Source organism: Streptomyces sp. NBC_00483 (assembly GCF_036013745.1).
GTDB lineage: Bacteria > Actinomycetota > Actinomycetes > Streptomycetales > Streptomycetaceae > Streptomyces.
The window spans coordinates 5,881,729-5,899,654 of the sequence record NZ_CP107880.1; the positions used below are offsets into that span (position 1 = coordinate 5,881,729).

Below are 17,926 nucleotides of genomic sequence, written 5' to 3' on the forward strand. Positions count from 1 at the left end.
CGCGACGATGTCTTCTGCGTCCTCCGCGGACGCCGGTGAGCGGACCGATTCCGGGTCCGAGTCCGTGTTCGCCGTACGTAACCTGTGGAAGGTCTTCGGACCGAAGGCCGAACGTGTGCCGGAACAGGCCGAGTTGGCGGACCTGAGCGCCGCCGAACTGCGGGCGAAGACCGGCTGCACGGCCGCCGTTCGCGATGTGTCGTTCGACGTGAAGAGGGGCGAGGTCTTCGTTGTCATGGGCCTGTCGGGCTCCGGCAAGTCGACCCTCGTACGCTGCCTGACCAGGCTCATCGAGCCGACGTCCGGGAAGCTGGAGATCGACGGCGAGGACGTCCTGGCCATGGACAAGTCCCGCCTGCGCGAACTGCGCCGGCACCGCGCGGCCATGGTGTTCCAGCACTTCGGCCTGCTGCCGCACCGCACGGTCCTCGACAACGTCGCGTACGGCCTGGAGATCCAGGGCGTGGGCCGCGCCGAGCGCCGCGCGAAGGCGATGGAGGTCGTCGCGAAGGTCGGCCTCGACGGCCTGGAGCAGCGCCGCCCCGGTCAGCTCTCCGGTGGCCAGCAGCAGCGGGTGGGGTTGGCGCGCGCGCTGGCCGTGGATCCGGAAGTGCTGTTGTTCGACGAGCCGTTCAGTGCGCTCGACCCGCTGATCCGGCGCGACATGCAGGAGGAGGTCGTGCGCCTGCACCGCGAGGAGGGGCGCACGATGGTCTTCATCACCCACGACCTCCAGGAGGCGCTGCGCCTCGGTGACCGCATCGCGCTGATGCGCGACGGCAAGGTCGTCCAGCTCGGCACGCCCGAGGAGATCGTGGGCGCGCCCGCGGACGACTACGTCCGTGAGTTCGTCCGGGACGTGCCGCGCGAGCAGGTCATGACCGTACGCAGGGCCATGCGGCCCGCCGATGCGGACGAGGCGGACCGGGGGCCTTCGATCTCGGCGGACGCCACGGTTTCGGAGGCGATCGAGGCGGTTGCTTCCAGCGGGTTCGCGGTGCGGGTGGTGGAGGACGGGGAGTGTGTCGGCGTCGTCGACCACGAGCGGTTGCTCGGAGTGGTTGCGGGTGTGAGCTCTGACGCGGGAGCCGTTCCCGGGCCGCGGGGCGCTGCCCCGGACCCCGCGCCTCAATCGCCGGCGGGGCTTGAAAAGGCTCAATCGGCGGCGGGGCCTGAAGAGGCTGCTCAATCGCCGGCGGGGCTCGAAAAGCCTGCTCAATCGCCGCAGGGGCTTGATTCGGATGAGGGGACCGACTGATGGCTGCTGCCGTAACGGCCGCCTCGGCCACAAGTACCGCTGAGCGGCCCCGCCCCCTCTGGCGCAACCGCGCCCTGGGCAAGATCGTGCTGCTCGCCGTCGTCGCCGCGGTTCTCGTCCCGCTGGCCCACGCCAAGTGGTCCAGCGGCACCTGGCCGCACGACCTCACCGTCGACCTCACCGAACCCCTCGGCAAGGCCACGGACTGGATCATCGACAACCGGGACAGCCACCCGCTGTTCCTGTACTTCTTCGGCTACATCAGCAACGCCGTCGTCCTCTCCGTGCGCGCCGTCTACCTGGTGCTGCTCGCGGCCGGCTGGGCCGGCGTCACCGCGGCGGTCGGGCTGATCACCTGGCGCGTCGCCGGCTGGCGCAGCGCCGCGTTCGCCACGATCGCCTTCCTGGCGTGCGGCATCCTCGGTATGTGGGTGCCCACCATGCAGACGCTCGCGCTCATGGTGATCGCCGTGCTCATCTCGGTGATCGTCGGCGCCCTGCTCGGCCTCGCCGCGGGCCTGAGCGACACCATGTACCGGGGCCTGCGCCCGGTCCTCGACACCATGCAGGCGCTGCCCGCGTACGCGTACCTCCTCCCGGTCGTCCTCGTCTTCGGCATGGGCGTCCCGGCCGCCGTGCTCGCCACGGTCGTCTACGCCGCCCCGCCGATGGCCCGCCTCACCGCGCTCGGCCTGCGCTCCGTGGACGGCGGCGTGATGGAGGCCGTCACCTCGCTCGGCGCCACGGCCCGCCAGCGGTTGCTGAGCGCGCGCCTGCCGCTGGCCCGCAAGGAACTCCTCCTCGGCCTCAACCAGACGATCATGATGGCGCTCTCCATGGCCGTCATCGCCTCCGTGATCGGCGCGGGCGGCCTCGGCGACCGCGTCTACCAGGCGCTCGCCTCCGTCGACGTCGGCGCCGCGCTCGCGGCCGGCATCCCGATCGTGCTGCTCGCCGTCGTCCTCGACCGGGTCACGGCCGCGGCGGGGGAGCGGATGGGCTCGCACGACTCGGCCCCGGCCCCGTGGAAGTGGGGCGTGGTCGCGCTCGGCACCGTGGTGGTCGCGCTGGCGACCCGTTTCATGGACCGCCTCGACTGGCCCGACTCGTGGGTCGTCACCATCGCGACGCCCGTCAACGACGCCGTCGACTGGATGACGGACCACCTCTACACCGGCGTCCCGTACATCGGCGGCACCGCCGACTGGGCCGCGCACTTCACCACGGGGATCCTCAACCCGGTGCGCGACGGCCTCACCTGGCTGCCCTGGTGGTCGGTGCTGCTGATCGTCGCCGCGCTCGCCTGGCTGATCGGCACCTGGCGCACCGCGCTCACCGCGGTCCTCGCGATGGCCGCGATCGGCGCCCTCGGCGTATGGAAGCCGTCGCTCGACACGCTCTCGCAGGTCATCGCGGCGGTACTGGTCACGCTGGTCCTCGGCGTCGCGATCGGCATCGGCGCGGCCCGCAGCGAGCGCATCGAACGACTGCTCCGCCCGGTCCTGGACGTCTTCCAGACGATGCCGCAGTTCGTGTACCTGATCCCGGTCGTCGCCCTCTTCGGCGTCGGCCGCGCCCCGGCCGTCGCCGCGGCCGTCGTCTACGCGCTCCCCGCCGTCGTACGCATCACGACACAAGGCCTGCGTCAGGTGGACCCGGCCGCGATGGAGGCGTCCCGCTCGATGGGCGCGACCACGTGGCAGCAGCTGCGCCAGGTCCAACTCCCGCTCGCCCGCCCGGCGTTGCTGCTCGCCGTCAACCAGGGCGTGGTCCTGGTCCTCGCCGTCGTCATCATCGGCGGCCTGGTCGGCGGTGGCGCACTCGGCTACGACGTGGTCTTCGGCCTCGCGCAAGGTGATCTGGCCACCGGCCTGGTCGCGGGCGCGGCGATCGTCTGCCTCGGCCTGATGCTGGACCGGGTGACGCAGCCGACGGGCCGCCGTACCGGCGCAGGAAAGGACGCGTGACATGCGACGAACGCGCAAGACATTCACAGCAGTCGCGGGAGCGACCCTCCTCCTCACGGCCACCGGGTGCGGCGCGGCCGACATGACCAAGCAGGCGTCCCCGTACGCCAACGCCCAGGGCGCGAAGACGGTGACCCTCTCGGTCCAGTCCTGGGTCGGCGCACAGGCGAACGTGGCGGTCGCCCAGTACCTGCTGGAGCACGAACTCGGCTACCGCGTCGACACCGTGCAGGTCGACGAGGTCCCCGCGTGGGACGCCCTCAGCCAGGGCCGCGTCGACGCGATCCTGGAGGACTGGGGCCACCCCGACCAGGTGCAGCGCTACGTCAAGGACAAGAAGACGATCGTGAACGGTGGCGGCCTCGGCGTCACAGGACACATCGGCTGGTTCGTCCCGACGTACTTCGCGAAGCAGCACCCCGACGTCACCAACTGGAAGAACCTCGACAAGTACGCCGACCAGTTGAAGACGGCGGAGAGCGGCGGCAAGGGCCAACTCCTCGACGGCTCCCCCTCGTACGTCACGAACGACAAGGCGCTGGTGAAGAACCTGAACCTGGACTACCAGGTCGTGTTCGCGGGCTCCGAGGCCGCCCAAATCACACAGATGAAGCAGTTCGCCAAGCAGAAGAAGCCGTTCCTGTCGTACTGGTACACGCCCCAGTGGCTGACGAAGCAGGTGCCGATGACGGAGGTGAAGCTGCCCAAGTACAAGGAGGGCTGCGACGCCGACCCGAAGAAGATCACCTGCGCCTACCCGACGACGCCGCTCCAGAAGTACCTCAACACGGGCTTCGCCAAGAACGGCGGCGAGGCGGCGCAGCTTCTGAAGAACTTCAAGTGGACGACGGACGACCAGAACGAGGTCTCCCTCCTGATCGCCGACAAGAAGCTCACCCCGGAAGCCGCAGCCAAGAAGTGGGTCGACACCCACCGCTCGACGTGGAAGAAGTGGCTCCCGAAGAAGTAACCAGCCGGGACTGTGACGGCTCACTACGACGAAGTCGGAGACAGCCGTCACAGTCCACGTCTGCAGTCCACGTCTGCAGTCCACGTCTGCAGTCCACGCCTGCAGTCCACGTCTGCAGTCCACGTCTGCGGGAGCGGACCTACCGCAACCCCTCCGCGATCTCCCGCACCGCCCCCATCGCCCTCCGCTGCAAGCCCGGGCCGAACGTGATCCGGGTGGCCCCCAGTTCGCCCCACTCGCGCGGGGACGGGCCGTCGGGCGGGGCGCCGACGTTGATCGGGCCCTCGATGCCGGAGCGCAGGGCCGGAACAGCCTCCGCCGGTGCGCCGATCGGGTAGACGCAGTCCGCGCCCGCGGCGATGTACAGGCGGGCGCGTTCCACCGCCTCGGCGATCGGGTCCGCGGCGCCGCGGATGAACGTGTCGATGCGGGCGTTCAGGACGACGCGGTCGGACGCCGCCGAGCGGAATTCGGCCAGCCAATCCGCTTGCGCGTGCGGGTCGTTGAGTGTGCCGTCCGGGCGCGAGTCCTCCAGGTTGCAGCCCACGGCTCCCGTTTCCAGGAGGCGTTCCACCAGTTCCTTCGGGGCGATCCCGTAGCCGGCCTCGATGTCCGCCGACACCGGCACCGACACCGCGCGCACGATCCTGCGGACCGCCGCGAACATCTCGTCCGCCGGGGTCTGCCCGTCCTCGTAGCCGAGCGACGCGGCGACTCCGGCGGACGGTGTCGCGAGGGCGGGGAAGCCGGTCTCCTCGAAGACGCGGGCGCTCGCCGCGTCCCACGGGCCGGGGAGGACGAGCGGGTCGCCGGGGGAGCGGTCGTGGTGCAGGGCGCGGAACGTATCGGCGGCGCTCGGACTCACCATGCGGGGCCTCCAGGCTCGATGCGCCGGCTCACCATCAGCCGGTTCCAGTTGTTGATGACCACGATCGAGGCGATCAAGTGGGCGAGTTCCTGTTCCGAGAAGTGCTTTGCCGCCGCCTCGTACGCCTCGTCCGGGACGTAGCCGTCCGTCAGGAGCGTCATCGCGTCCGTGAGTGCGAGGGCAGCCCTTTCCCGGTCGTCGAAGACCGCGCCCGCCTCGCGCCATGCGTTCAGGAGCGCGATGCGGTGTGCGGTCTCGCCGTTCGTGCGCACCGCGATGTCCACGTGCATGTCCAGGCAGAACGCGCACTCGTTGAGCTGTGAGGCCCTGATCGCCACCAGTTCCGCGAGGACCGGGTCGCCGAGGCCCTTCTTGGCGGCGGCGCTCAGCGCCTGCATCGCCGTCCGGACCCCGGCGTCCAACTGTCGCGTACGAGCGGTCACTTGAAGTCCCCAGGCGTGTAGTGGCCCGGCGACTGGCGGGTCGAGACGCCGAAGCGGTTCCAGGCGTTGATGACCGTGATCGCGGCGATCAGCTGGGCCAGCTCCTGCTCGTCGTAGACCTTCGCCGCCTTCTCGTAGACCTCGTCCGGCACGAAACCGTCGGTGAGGACCGTGATCGCCTCGGTCAGTTCGAGGGCCGCGATCTCCTTCTCCGTGTAGAAGTGCTGCGACTCCTCCCACGCGCTGAGCTGGATGATCCGCTCCACGCTCTCGCCCGCCGCCAGGGCGTCCTTGGTGTGCATGTCGAGGCAGAGGGCGCAGCGGTTGATCTGCGAGGCGCGGATCTTTACGAGTTCGGCGATCTTCGGGTCCACGCCCGCGCGGGCGGCCGCGTCCAGCTTGATCATCGCCTTGAAGACCTCGGGGGCCTGGCGGGACCAGTCGAGGCGAGGGGTGTGCTCGTGCATGTACGGGGCGTTTTCGGTGCTGTTCTCGTTGTTCGTCATGCTTCGAGCCTACGAAGGGAGTAGCCCAGGAGTATGGTCCATTTACGTGGAAGAATCTTGGGCCAATTCGGTCTCCGGGCGGGCGCTCGGCATCGATCTGCATCTCGACCCCCACCCCTCCGGGGGCGTACGTCGCGGGCTGACCGACGCGCTCCGTGAAGCCGTACGCGGCGGGCGGCTCGCCCCCGGTGTCAGGCTGCCCGCCTCCCGGACCCTCGCCGCCGACCTCGGCCTCGCCCGCAACACGGTCGCCGACGCCTACGCCGACCTCGTCGCCGAGGGCTGGCTCACCGCCCGGCAGGGCTCCGGCACCCGGGTGGCCGAGCGGCCGGGGCGGGCGCCGACGCCGGTACCCGTCACGAACCGCGTCCCCTTCGGCGGGTACCGCTACGACCTCATGCCCGGCCGCCCCGACCTCGCCTCCTTCCCCCGCGCCGAATGGCTGAAGGCCGCCCGCCGCGCCCTGAACGCCGCCCCGAACGATGCCCTCGGCTACGGCGACCCGCGCGGCCGCCCCGAACTGCGTCGCGCCCTCGCCGAATATCTGGCCCGCTCCCGCGGCGTCCAGGCCTCGCCGGAGCGGATCGTCGTCTGCGCCGGGTTCGTGCAGGGCATGATCCTGCTCGGCGAGGTGCTGCACCGGCGCGGCGTGCGCGACGTCGCCGTCGAGTCGTACGGGCTCGATCTGCATTGGGGCTATCTGACCCGGCCGGGACTGCGGACCCGGCCGCTTCCCTTCGACCAAGAGGGCGCGGATGTGAGGGAGTTGGGTGGGGAGGGGGCTGCTCTGCTTACTCCCGCCCACCAGTTTCCTCTCGGCGTCGCCCTGCACGCGCGACGTCGTGCCGCCGTCGTCGACTGGGCGCGGCGCACCGGCGGGCTGATCCTGGAGGACGACTACGACGGCGAGTTCCGCTACGACCGGCAGCCCGTCGGCGCCCTCCAGGGCCTCGACCCGGACCGCGTCGTCTACCTCGGCACCGCCAGCAAGTCCCTCGCCCCCGGACTGCGGCTCGGCTGGATGGTGCTGCCCGCGTCCCTCATCGACGAGGTCGTCGAGGCCAAGGGGTACACCGACTGGTCCTGCGGCGTCCTCGACCAGCTCACCCTCGCCGAGTTCCTGGAATCCGGCGCGTACGACCGTCATGTGCGCGCCGCCCGGCTCCGCTACCGGCGCCGCCGCGACCAGCTCGTCGCCGCCCTCGCCGAGCGCGCCCCGGCCGTGCGCGCCACCGGCATCGCGGCCGGACTGCACGCCGTGCTCCAACTCCCGCCCGGCACCGAGCGATCCGTCGTACAGGCCGCCGCCTGGCAGCGCCTCGGCATCTCGGGCCTGGCCGAATTCCGGCACGAGGACGCGCCCGCGCCGGACGACCCCATGGACGCCCTGGTCGTCGGCTACGGAACCCCGCCCGATCACGCATGGCCGGGCGCGTTGGATACCCTGTGCCGGGTCCTGCCCTAGGGCGGGCACAGAGAACGGAAAAGTACGGCGAATCACGGGGGAAACGTCATGAACGACAGCAAGGACAGCAGGGACGCCGCGAACAAGGCGGCCACCCAGCGGCGGCTGCGCTCCGGCACCGTCGCGCTCGGCAGCGTGGGCCTGCTGGCCGCCGCGCTCACCGCCTGCTCCTCGGACTCCGACGTCGACAAGCGCTGCATCGACCGCAACAGCTACAACGCGTCCAAGGGCTACAAGGTCGTCTCCGACAAGTACTGCAAGTCCTCGTCCACCAAGTCCTCGGTGAACGGCAGTTGGTACTACGGCGGCAAGAAGAAGGGCAGCCGCGTCGGCAGCGGCTCCTTCACCAAGTCCTCGGGCGGCGGCGTCACCCGCGGCGGCTTCGGCAGCGGCGGCAAGGGCGGAAGCTCCGGCGGCTGAACCGGGACGGCCCGAGAAACCCATGAAGCGACACACCATCACCCCACGCCCCGGCTGGCAGCAGACCGTCGAGGAACAGGGGCTCATCTACCCGCTCACCCGCTACCCCGACGACTCGCTGCGCCCGTACTGGGACGAGAGCGCCTACTACGAGTTCTCCCTCCCCGAGGTCGAGGCGCTCGAAGAGGTCGTCGAGGAGCTGCACCGCATGTGCCTCGCCGCGGCCGAACACATCGTCCGCACCGACCGCTTCGCCGACCTCGGGATCACCGACCCGGGCGTCGCCGCGGCGGTCGCCGAGGCCTGGGAGCGGCGCGCCGAACTCCCCTCCGTCTACGGCCGGTTCGACCTCCGGTACGACGGCACAGGGCCCGCGAAGCTCCTCGAGTACAACGCCGACACCCCCACCTCCCTGGTCGAGGCCGCGAGCCCCCAGTGGTTCTGGATGGAGGAGCGGTTCCCCGGCGCCGACCAGTGGAACTCGCTCCACGAGCGGCTCGTCGACGCCTGGAAGAAGCAGGCCGCCCTGCTCCCGCCGGGCAGCCCGCTCTACTTCGCGCACTCCTCGGCCGACGAACTCGGCGAGGACCTGATGACCGTCGGATATCTGAAGGAGACCGCCGAACAGGCGGGCCTGGAGACCGACTGGATCTCCATGGAGGAGATCGGCTGGGACAGCCTCTCCGAGCGCTTCGTCGACAACCAACTCCGGTTCATCCGCAGCTGCTTCAAGCTGTACCCGTGGGAGTGGCTGACCTCCGACGAATTCGCCCCGCACGTCCTCGCCGGCCTCGACAACGGTGGCGGCACGGGTACGACGATGTGGATCGAGCCCGCCTGGAAGATGCTGCTCAGCAACAAGGCGCTCCTCGCGGTGCTTTGGGAGCTGTACCCCGGCCACCCGAACCTGCTGCCCGCCTACCTCGACGGCCCGCGCGAGCTGGCGACCGATCCGACCGGCCCCGGCTATGTGTCGAAGCCGCTGCTCGGGCGCGAGGGTGCGGGCGTCACGATCCACGAACCCGGGTCCGTCCCGCCCGCCCCCGAAGAGCCCTGCTGCTACCAGGAGTTGAGCGAGCTGCCCGACTTCGACGGCAACCGCGTCGTCCTCGGCGCGTGGGTCGTCGAGGACGAGGCGGCCGGCCTCGGCATCCGGGAATCGGCGGGGCTTGTCACGGACGAGTACGCCCGCTTCCTGCCCCACGTCATCCTGTGAGCCTCGGTAAAAGGGCCTACGCGCCCAGCACCGCCCGCAGCTGATCGAGGCCCCAGTCCAGATCGTCCTTGCTGATCACCAGCGGCGGGGCGATCCGGATGGTGGACCCGTGGGTGTCCTTCACCAGGACCCCGCGGTCCATCAGCTTCTCCGAGATCTCCCGGCCCGTCCCGTACGACGGATCGATGTCGACGCCCGCCCACAGGCCGCGCCCGCGCACCTCGGTGACCTTCCCCGTCCCCGCCAACAGGCCCAGCTCGGCGTGCAGATGCTCGCCCAGCTCCGCCGCCCGCTCCTGGAACTCCCCGGTGCGCAGCATCGCGATCACCTCGAGGGCCACCGCGCAGGCGAGGGGATTCCCGCCGAACGTCGACCCGTGCTCGCCCGGCCGGAACACCCCGAGCACGGCCTTGCTCGACACCACCGCCGACACCGGCACGACCCCGCCGCCGAGCGCCTTGCCCAGCACGTACATGTCCGGCACCACGCCCTCGTGCTCGCACGCGAAGGTACGTCCCGTGCGGCCGAGCCCCGACTGGATCTCGTCGGCGATGAACAGCACGTTCCGCTCGCGCGTCAGCTCCCGTACGCCCGCGAGATAGCCCGGCGGCGGGACGAGCACGCCCGCCTCGCCCTGGATCGGCTCAAGGAGCACCGCCACCGTCTCGTCCGTGACCGCGGCGCGCAGCGCGTCCAGATCCCCGTACGGGACGATGTCGAAGCCCGGCGTGTACGGACCGAAGTCGGCGCGTGCCTCCTCGTCGGTGGAGAAGCTGACGATGGTCGTCGTACGGCCGTGGAAGTTGTCGCTCGCGACCACGATCCTGGCCCGCCCGTCCGGCACGCCCTTGACCCGGTAACCCCACTTCCGGGCGGTCTTCACGGCGGTCTCGACGGCCTCCGCGCCCGTGTTCATCGGCAGCACCATCTCCATGCCGCACAGCTCGGCGAGCTCCGTGCAGAACGCCGCGAACCGGTCGTGGTGGAAGGCCCGTGACGTCAGCGTCACCCGCTCCAGCTGCTCCTTCGCGGCATCGATGAGGCGACGGTTGCCGTGCCCGAAATTGAGCGCCGAGTAGCCGGCGAGCATGTCGAGGTAGCGGCGCCCCTCGACGTCCGTCATCCACGCACCCTCGGCGGTGGCGACGACCACCGGGAGCGGGTGGTAGTTGTGCGCGCCGTGGTCTTCCGAGGAGGTGATGAAGTCCTGCGTGGTGTGTCCTGCGGTGGTCGGTGGAGTCACAGAAGTCACGGGATCTCCGTTCGTCGCGGCTCGTGGCGCTGGGTGTGGGACGGGCTTGTGGCCCCTTCCTATCGTCGCTCGCGATGTGGACGTGGAAACCTCGCCGGTCGGTACGCCCGGTACTGTGAGGGCAGGGCCGTGACTGGCGCGCTGGGATGGGATCGACCATCGGGGAGCGGCCCGAGCCGTGTGTGCCGTGCGCCTGGGCCGACCACCCGTGAACCGACCGCGTATCGACCGTGTCCGGAGGCTGCCCCCTATGACCGATGCCCGCTTGACCCCCGAATCCACCGCGTACCGTGCCGCCCTTGATGTCGTACGGGGCGTGGAGCCGCGCGTCGCCGACGCCATCGCGCAGGAGCTGACCGACCAGCGCGAGATGCTCAAGCTGATCGCGTCCGAGAACTACGCGTCCCCGGCGACGCTGCTGACCATGGGCAACTGGTTCAGCGACAAGTACGCCGAGGGCACCATCGGCCGCCGCTTCTACGCCGGCTGCCGCAACGTCGACACCGTCGAGTCGATCGCCGCGGAGCACGCCCGCGAGCTGTTCGGTGCCCGGCACGCGTACGTGCAGCCGCACTCCGGCATCGACGCCAACCTCGTCGCCTTCTGGGCCGTGCTCGCCGACCGCGTCGAGGTGCCGTTCCTCGCGAAGACCGGCGTCCGCCAGATCAACGACCTCACCGAGGCGGACTGGGCCGAGCTGCGCCAGGCCTTCGGCAACCAGCGGATGCTCGGCATGTCGCTGGACGCGGGCGGCCACCTCACGCACGGCTTCAGGCCGAATATCAGCGGAAAAATGTTCGATCAGCGGTCCTACGGCACCGACCCCGCCACCGGGCTCATCGACTACGAGGCGCTGCGCGCGCAGGCCCGCGAGTTCAAGCCGATGATCATCGTCGCCGGTTACTCCGCGTACCCGCGCCTCGTGAACTTCCGGATCATGCGGGAGATCGCCGACGAGGTCGGGGCGACGCTCATGGTCGACATGGCGCACTTCGCGGGGCTCGTCGCGGGCAAGGTGCTCACCGGCGACTTCGACCCGGTGCCGCACGCGCAGATCGTCACCACGACCACCCACAAGTCCCTGCGTGGGCCGCGCGGCGGCATGGTGCTGTGCGACGACTCGCTGAAGGACCAGGTCGACCGGGGCTGCCCGATGGTGCTCGGCGGGCCGCTGCCGCACGTCATGGCCGCGAAGGCGGTCGCCCTTGCCGAGGCGCGGCAGCCCGCGTTCCAGGACTACGCGCAGCGCATCGTGGACAACGCGCGGGCGCTGGCGGAGGGCCTGACGCGGCGCGGCGCGACGCTCGTCACCGGCGGCACGGACAACCACCTCAACCTCATCGACGTGGCGTCCTCCTACGGCCTCACGGGGCGCCAGGCCGAGTCGGCGCTGCTCGACTCCGGCATCGTCACCAACCGCAACGCGATTCCGGCGGACCCGAACGGGGCGTGGTACACGTCCGGCATCCGTATCGGTACGCCGGCGTTGACCACGCGGGGGCTCGGCGCGGGCGAGATGGATGAGATCGCGGCGCTCATGGACCGTGTTCTGGCTGCCGCCGAGCCGGGGACCACGAAGTCCGGGGCGGTGTCGAAGGCGAGTCACGTGCTGGAGCCGAAGGTTGCGGACGAGGTTGCCCAGCGGGCGACGGATCTGTTGGCCGGGTTCCCGCTGTACGGCCAGATCGACCTGGGCTGAGCCCCTCCGTGGCGTGGGGCGGGCACCCGTCCTACGCCACGGGGCTCCGCCCCGGCCCCCGCGCCTCAAGCGCCGGCGGGGCTGAAAGATCGGGACTGTGCCCCGGCCCCCGCGGGCTCTCGTTCGAAAGGCGGGGCTGATTTCGCCGAACCGGCGTTACGGCCTCGGGGCTCTGCCCCGGACCCCGCTGCTCAATCGCCGCAGGGGCTTGATTTGCCCCGCCCATCTCCCACCACCCGCCCCCTCCGGGGGCGTCGGCCCGACGGGGCACCGCCAGCCGCCTTGGGCAATCCGCAGACAGCCACGGCTCCCCACCCATTGCGGCCGACACCGCCCCCGCCTTGGGCGAACCCCGCCGGCCACAGCTCCCCACCCATTGCGGCCGACGCCGCCCAGCCTTGGGCAACGCCCACCACGGCTCCCCGCCCGCCGCGGTCGGCCGCCCCCGCCTTGGGCAATCTGCCGCCTGGGGCGGCAGGGTGGGCAAGGCGGCACCCCGGTGCCGCGCACCCCTCACGACAGGCGCCGACCACGTCGCCGCCCCGGGCCCCGGCTCCGCGCGACAGGCGCCGTCTCCGCCCGGGATGCCGGAGCCCCCGGAGGGGGCGGGTGGTGGGAGGTGAGCGGGCAGCGTCGCAGCCCGGCACCAGCCCCGGTGGCCGTGGGTGGTGAGTGGGTAGTGGTGCAGCCCGGCACCGTTCCTGGCGGTCGTGGGTGGTGAGTGGGCAGTGGTGCAGCCTGGCACCGGCCCGTCGGTGGTGAGTGGGTAGTGGTGCAGCCCGGCACCGTTCCTGGCGGTCGTGGGTGGTGAGTGGGCAGTGGTGCAGCCTGGCACCGGCCCGTCGGTGGTGAGTGGGTAGTGGTGCAGCCCGGCACCGTTCCTGGCGGTCGTGGGTGGTGAGTGGGCAGTGGTGCAGCCCGGCACTGTTCCTGGCGGTCGTGGGTGGTGAGTGGGCAGTGGTGCAGCCCGGCACTGTTCCTGGCGGTCGTGGGAGGTGAGTGGGCAGTGGTGCAGCCTGGCACCGGCCCGTGGGTGGTGAGTGGGCCGTGGTGCGGCCCGGCGCCGTTCCCGGCGGCCGTGGAAGGTGTGCGGGCAGTGGCGCAGCCCGGCACCGTCCCCCGCGGCGCCTTACAGGTCGACCAGTTGTTGGCGCGGCTCTCGGGGTTCCCGGGGGTCGCGTGGGTCACGAGGGCGTATGCGTATTCGCCAGATCAGCGCCGCCGCGGCGAGGCCCACCGCCACGCCCGCCAGCCCCCACCACCACGGGTTCCGGGTGGGCTGCTCCTCCGGGGGATCGGTCGTGGGGAAGACCCCGGCCCGCGTCAGCTGGTCGACGAGGGTCGGGGACGCGTGGTGCCAGCGGAGGTCGTCGTCGTTCACGTCGACCATCGGGTCCGTGCGGATCCACGGCGTGCCGTCCTTCGCGAAGATCAGCTGGTCCTGGCGCTCGATGACCGTGTCGGTGCCGGGCGCGCTGTGGGTCTCGGGCCAGCCCGCCACCCCGGTCAGACCCCATATGACCGTGGCCGCCACGGGCGGGAAGTGCCCCTCCTGCCAGGCGTCCGGCACCCGCTCCGTCACCGCGTCGAACCCCGTGGTCAGGCGCTCAAGACGGGCGAAGTTCCGGTCCTCGTTGTGCAGGGCCACCGAAGGGCCCGCCCCGGCGCCGGGCGCGATCACCACCGCCAGATCCGGCACGTCCATCCCGGTGCCTGGCTGCGTCGGCCGGGCGTGCGCGACGGACGCCCCCGCCGACAGCGCCGCCACCAGCAGCGCCACCACCACGAGCAGCACCCGGGCCCACCGGAGCCCACCCCCTCGTACGTACTGCATCGCCACCCCCGTCGACGCGCCCCCACGTGACTCCCGCCACATCGACAAGCTACCGGCGCCCACTGACAACGACCAGGCCGCCCACCGCCCGGTAAAGGACCTTTGGCCGCTGCGGAGCTGTGTGGCGCACCTGAGACAATGAGGCACATGGCCTCTGATGTTCGCCCTCGTGTGCTCTCCGGGATCCAGCCCACCGCCGGCTCGTTCCACCTCGGCAACTACCTCGGTGCGGTGCGCCAGTGGGTGGCGCTGCAGGAGTCCCACGACGCCTTCTACATGGTCGTGGACCTGCATGCGATCACCGTTCCGCAGGACCCGAAGGAGCTGCGGGCCAACACCCGGCTCGCCGCCGCGCAGCTGCTCGCCGCGGGGCTCGACCCGGAGCGCTGCACGCTGTTCGTGCAGAGCCACGTCCCGGAGCACGCGCAGCTGGCCTGGGTCATGAACTGCATCACGGGCTTCGGTGAGGCCTCCCGCATGACGCAGTTCAAGGACAAGTCCGCGAAGCAGGGTGCGGATCGTGCCTCCGTCGGACTGTTCACGTATCCGGTTCTTCAGGTCGCGGACATCCTGCTCTACCAGGCGAACCAGGTTCCGGTCGGTGAGGACCAGCGCCAGCACATCGAGCTGACCCGCGACCTCGCCACGCGCTTCAACGGCCGCTTCGGCGACACGTTCACGCTCCCGGCGCCGTACATCCTCAAGGAGACGGCGAAGATCTACGACCTTCAGGACCCGTCGATCAAGATGAGCAAGTCGGCGTCGACGCCGAAGGGCCTCATCAACCTGCTCGACGAGCCGAAGGCGACCGCCAAGAAGGTCAAGAGCGCCGTCACCGACACCGACACCGTGATCCGCTACGACGCGGAGAACAAGCCGGGCGTCAGCAACCTGCTCACCATCTACTCCACCCTCACCGGTGCCGGTATCCCGGAACTGGAGGAGAAGTACGAGGGCAAGATGTACGGTGCGCTGAAGACGGACCTGGCCGAGGTCATGGTGGACTTCGTGACACCGTTCCGGACCCGCACCCAGGAATATCTGGACGACCCGGAGACGCTTGACTCGATCCTGGCCAAGGGCGCGGAGAAGGCGCGGGCGGTAGCCGCCGAGACCCTCTCCCAGGCCTACGACAAGGTCGGCTTCCTGCCCGCCAAGCACTGAGGCCTTCAGAAAACTGAAAGCTTCGCAGCGCGACGACACCCGCCCGCCACACGACGACAGGAGTATGACGTGGGGACCGTAACGATCGGTGTCTCGATCGCGGTCCCGGAGCCGCACGGCAGCCTGCTCCAGGAGCGGCGCACGGGCTTCGGCGACGCCGCGGCGCACGGCATTCCCACGCACATCACCCTGCTCCCGCCGACCGAGGTGGAGGGCGGCGACCTCACGGCGATCGAGGCGCATCTGGAGGAAGTGGCGTCCGGCGGGCGGCCGTTCGCGATGCGGCTTTCCGGCACGGGTACGTTCCGGCCGCTGTCGCCCGTCGTGTTCGTACAGGTCGTCGAGGGCGCCGAGGCCTGCACCTGGCTGCAGAAGCAGGTGCGGGACGCCTCGGGCCCGGTCTCCCGCGAGCTGCAGTTCCCGTACCACCCGCACGTGACCGTGGCGCACGGTATCGACGAGGAGTCGATGGACCGTGCGTTCGCGGAGCTCGCCGAGTACGAGGCGGCCTGGGCGTGCACCGGGTTCGCGCTCTACGAGCAGGGCGCCGACGGAGTGTGGCGCAAGCTGCGGGACTTCGCCTTCGGCACGTCGGCGCTGCCCGCGCAGACCTCGGGCCGCACGACACGCGGACCCCGGCTGCCCGCCCGCTAGACCGGCAGTCGCCGGAACACCGGCCGCGGCACATGCCGCAGCGCCGACATCACCACGCGCAGCGTCCCCGGCACCCACACCGTCTCCGACCTGCGCCGAAGACCCGTCTCGATGGCCTGTGCCACCGCTCCGGGCGTCGTGGCCATCGGCGCCTCGACGAGCCCTGCCGTCATCTTCGACCGTACGAATCCGGGCCGGACGATCATGACGTGCACGCCCGTGCCGTGCAGCGCGTCCCCGAGCCCTTGCGTGAACGCGTCGAGGCCCGCCTTGCTGGAGCCGTAGATGAAGTTGGCGCGGCGGGCCCGCTCGCCCGCCACCGAGGACAGGACGACGAGCGAGCCGTGGCCCTGGGACTGCAGTGCCCGCGCGCAGACGAGGCTCGCGGAGACGGCGCCCGTGTAGTTGGTCTGGGCGACGCGGACCGCCGACATCGGGTCGTCCTCGTCGCGGGCCTGGTCGCCGAGGATGCCGAACGCGAGCAGCACCATGTCGATGTCGCCCTCGGCGAAGACCTTGCCGAGCGTCTCCTCGTGCGCGGTGGGGTCCAGCGCGTCGAAGGGGACCGTACGGGTGTCGGCGCCCAGGGCGCGCAGCCCGGCGGCGGCCTCGTCGAGTGCGGGGGAGGGGCGGCCCGCCAGCCACACGGTGCGGGTGCGCCTGGCGACGAGGCGGCGGGCGGTGGCCAGCGCGATCTCGGAGGTGCCGCCGAGGACGAGCAGGGACTGGGGGGTGCCGAAGGCGTCTTTCAACGGGGGCTCCTGGAGGGGGTGTCGGGCGGGCGGCTGGTCACAGGTTCAGGCGTCGTGACAGGTCCGAGCGGAACACCCCCTGCGGGTCCCAACGCGCCCGCAGCGAGCGGAAGTCGTCGAGGCGCGGGTACATGGCGGTGAGCAGCTCGGGCCGCAGCCGGGAGTCCTTGGCGAGGTGGACGCGCCCACCCGCGGCGGCCACCTCCTCGTCCAACTCGTCGAGGAACGCACCCAGTTCGGGCAGGTTCGCCGGGATGTCGAGCGCGAGGGTCCAGCCGGGCATCGGGAACGACAGCCAGCCCGGGTCCCCTTCGCCGAAGCGCTTGAGGGTGGCGAGGAGGGACGGGCAGCGGCGCTCGGAGACGCGGTGCACGATGCGGCGCAGCGCCTCTTCCTGGCCGTGTCCGACGACGAACTGGTACTGCACGAAGCCGCCGCGCCCGTAGACGCGGTTCCAGTGCGGGACGCCGTCGAGCGGGTGGAAGAACGTGGAGAGCTTCTGCAGTTCGCCGGTGCGGACCCTGGGCGCCGTGCGGTACCGGAGCTCGTTGAACAGGCCGACGCTCGTGCTGCCGAGCAGTCCCTCGGGGAGGAAGTCCGGGGCCGCGGGGAGGCGGGCGGGGCGGAACTCCAGCGGGGTCCTGCGGGCGCGTGCGGGCAGCGCGTCGAGCGGCGCGTGCTCGGCGCGCGTGAGCACTCCGCGGCCGGTCGCGGCGCCGCGCGCGAGCAGGTCGACCCAGGCGACGGAGTAGGGGTGACGGTGCTCCGTGGCGGTGAGCCGGGCCATCAAGTCGTCGAAGTCAGTGGCTCGTTCGGTGTCGACCGACATCAACGAGGTCGCGACGGGCTGTAGTTGGATCGTCGCCGTGAGGATGATCCCGGTCAGGCCCATGCCGCCGGCCGTCGCGTCGAACAGCTCGCTGCCGCGCTCCACGACGCGTACCCCGCCGTCGGCGGTGAGGAGTTCGAGCATGGGGACGTGGCGGGCGAAGGAGCCGGAGACGTGGTGGTTCCTGCCGTGGATGTCGGCGCCGATCGCCCCGCCGACCGTGACATAGCGGGTGCCGGGGGTGACCGGCACGAACCAGCCGAGGGGGAGCAGCACCTCCATCAGGCGGTGCAGCGAGACGCCCGCGTCGCACAGCACGGTGCCGCCGGCGGCGTCGATGGCGTGGATCCGGTCGAGACCCGTCATGTCGAGGACGGCCCCGCCCGCGTTCTGCGCCGCGTCCCCGTACGCCCGGCCGAGCCCTCGCGCGATGCCGCCGCGGCGTCCCGTGGCGGCGCAGTCCCGGACCGCGAGGACCGCGTCCTCGTAGGAGCGGGGGCGGATCACGCGGGCCGAGGTGGGGGCGGTGCGGCCCCAGCCGCTGACCGGTACGGAGTGCGGGACGGAGGGGAGAGTGGGTACGGGATCGGTAGCGGGGTCGGCAACCATGACGGTGACCGTATCGCCCG

The 17,926-nt window shown here is 71.1% G+C and carries 16 protein-coding genes and 1 riboswitch; of the genes, 9 read left to right on the forward strand and 7 right to left on the reverse strand.

The window, feature by feature from the left end:
* Positions 1-7 precede the first annotated feature (7 nt).
* The 3 genes from OHA73_RS26485 to OHA73_RS26495 are packed head-to-tail and all read left to right on the forward strand — an operon-like array spanning position 8 to position 4,195.
* Entirely contained in the window at positions 8-1,258 is a 1,251-nt protein-coding gene (locus OHA73_RS26485; RefSeq protein ID WP_327656299.1) for a quaternary amine ABC transporter ATP-binding protein, read from the forward strand.
* The gene (locus OHA73_RS26490) at positions 1,255-3,225 is read left to right on the forward strand and encodes an ABC transporter permease (RefSeq protein ID WP_443063226.1); all 1,971 of its coding nucleotides are present in this window, start codon (positions 1,255-1,257) and stop codon (positions 3,223-3,225) included. Before OHA73_RS26485 ends, OHA73_RS26490 begins: the two co-directional genes overlap by 4 nt.
* Before the next feature lies 1 nt (position 3,226).
* Complete coding sequence (locus OHA73_RS26495; protein ID WP_327656301.1) at positions 3,227-4,195, forward strand: ABC transporter substrate-binding protein; 969 nt, start codon at positions 3,227-3,229, stop codon at positions 4,193-4,195.
* Positions 4,196-4,334: 139 nt separating this feature from the next.
* On the opposite strand, the gene OHA73_RS26500 is transcribed toward OHA73_RS26495, so the two are convergent.
* The 3 genes from OHA73_RS26500 to OHA73_RS26510 are packed head-to-tail and all read right to left on the reverse strand — an operon-like array spanning position 4,335 to position 6,012.
* Entirely contained in the window at positions 4,335-5,063 is a 729-nt protein-coding gene (locus tag OHA73_RS26500; RefSeq protein WP_327656302.1) for an isocitrate lyase/PEP mutase family protein, read from the reverse strand.
* The gene (locus tag OHA73_RS26505; protein ID WP_266713288.1) at positions 5,057-5,506 is read right to left on the reverse strand and encodes a carboxymuconolactone decarboxylase family protein; all 450 of its coding nucleotides are present in this window, start codon (positions 5,504-5,506) and stop codon (positions 5,057-5,059) included. Before OHA73_RS26505 ends, OHA73_RS26500 begins: the two co-directional genes overlap by 7 nt.
* Positions 5,503-6,012, reverse strand: coding sequence for a carboxymuconolactone decarboxylase family protein (locus tag OHA73_RS26510; RefSeq protein WP_327656303.1), 510 nt, complete (start codon positions 6,010-6,012; stop codon positions 5,503-5,505). The genes OHA73_RS26505 and OHA73_RS26510 overlap by 4 nt, the downstream gene beginning before the upstream one ends.
* Positions 6,013-6,058: 46 nt before the next feature.
* Between OHA73_RS26510 and pdxR the strand changes: the two genes are divergently transcribed.
* The 3 genes from pdxR to OHA73_RS26525 are packed head-to-tail and all read left to right on the forward strand — an operon-like array spanning position 6,059 to position 9,113.
* A complete protein-coding gene (gene pdxR, locus OHA73_RS26515; RefSeq protein WP_327656304.1) occupies positions 6,059-7,477 on the forward strand; it encodes a MocR-like pyridoxine biosynthesis transcription factor PdxR in 1,419 nt (472 codons plus the stop codon).
* A 48-nt stretch (positions 7,478-7,525) separates the two neighbouring features.
* On the forward strand, positions 7,526-7,897 hold the full coding sequence (locus tag OHA73_RS26520) for a hypothetical protein (protein WP_327656305.1): 372 nt from the start codon (positions 7,526-7,528) through the stop codon (positions 7,895-7,897).
* Positions 7,898-7,919: 22 nt separating this feature from the next.
* Positions 7,920-9,113: a glutathionylspermidine synthase family protein gene (locus tag OHA73_RS26525; protein ID WP_327656306.1), complete on the forward strand. Its 1,194-nt coding sequence runs from the start codon at positions 7,920-7,922 to the stop codon at positions 9,111-9,113.
* Positions 9,114-9,129: 16 nt separating this feature from the next.
* On the opposite strand, the gene rocD is transcribed toward OHA73_RS26525, so the two are convergent.
* Positions 9,130-10,356: an ornithine--oxo-acid transaminase gene (gene rocD, locus OHA73_RS26530; protein ID WP_443063227.1), complete on the reverse strand. Its 1,227-nt coding sequence runs from the start codon at positions 10,354-10,356 to the stop codon at positions 9,130-9,132.
* Between the two features lie 128 nt (positions 10,357-10,484).
* Positions 10,485-10,571, forward strand: a riboswitch (ZMP/ZTP riboswitch).
* Positions 10,572-10,615: 44 nt separating this feature from the next.
* Between rocD and OHA73_RS26535 the strand changes: the two genes are divergently transcribed.
* Complete coding sequence (locus OHA73_RS26535; RefSeq protein WP_266713298.1) at positions 10,616-12,064, forward strand: glycine hydroxymethyltransferase; 1,449 nt, start codon at positions 10,616-10,618, stop codon at positions 12,062-12,064.
* Positions 12,065-13,193: 1,129 nt separating this feature from the next.
* Here OHA73_RS26535 and OHA73_RS26540 read toward each other — a convergent pair.
* Complete coding sequence (locus OHA73_RS26540; protein ID WP_327656308.1) at positions 13,194-13,898, reverse strand: hypothetical protein; 705 nt, start codon at positions 13,896-13,898, stop codon at positions 13,194-13,196.
* A gap of 147 nt (positions 13,899-14,045) precedes the next feature.
* On the opposite strand from OHA73_RS26540, the gene trpS reads away from it, so the two are divergent.
* Both trpS and OHA73_RS26550 read left to right on the forward strand, forming a co-directional pair.
* Entirely contained in the window at positions 14,046-15,062 is a 1,017-nt protein-coding gene (gene trpS / locus OHA73_RS26545; RefSeq protein ID WP_266713302.1) for a tryptophan--tRNA ligase, read from the forward strand.
* A 69-nt stretch (positions 15,063-15,131) separates the two neighbouring features.
* Positions 15,132-15,716, forward strand: a complete 585-nt coding sequence (locus OHA73_RS26550) for a 2'-5' RNA ligase family protein (RefSeq protein ID WP_267069464.1) — start codon at positions 15,132-15,134, stop codon at positions 15,714-15,716.
* Here OHA73_RS26550 and OHA73_RS26555 read toward each other — a convergent pair.
* Together OHA73_RS26555 and OHA73_RS26560 are read right to left on the reverse strand one after the other, a co-directional pair.
* Entirely contained in the window at positions 15,713-16,468 is a 756-nt protein-coding gene (locus OHA73_RS26555; protein ID WP_327656309.1) for a decaprenylphospho-beta-D-erythro-pentofuranosid-2-ulose 2-reductase, read from the reverse strand. The two genes, OHA73_RS26550 and OHA73_RS26555, sit on opposite strands and share 4 nt — an antisense overlap.
* A 37-nt stretch (positions 16,469-16,505) precedes the next feature.
* Entirely contained in the window at positions 16,506-17,906 is a 1,401-nt protein-coding gene (locus tag OHA73_RS26560) for an FAD-binding oxidoreductase (RefSeq protein WP_327656310.1), read from the reverse strand.
* Positions 17,907-17,926 lie beyond the last annotated feature (20 nt).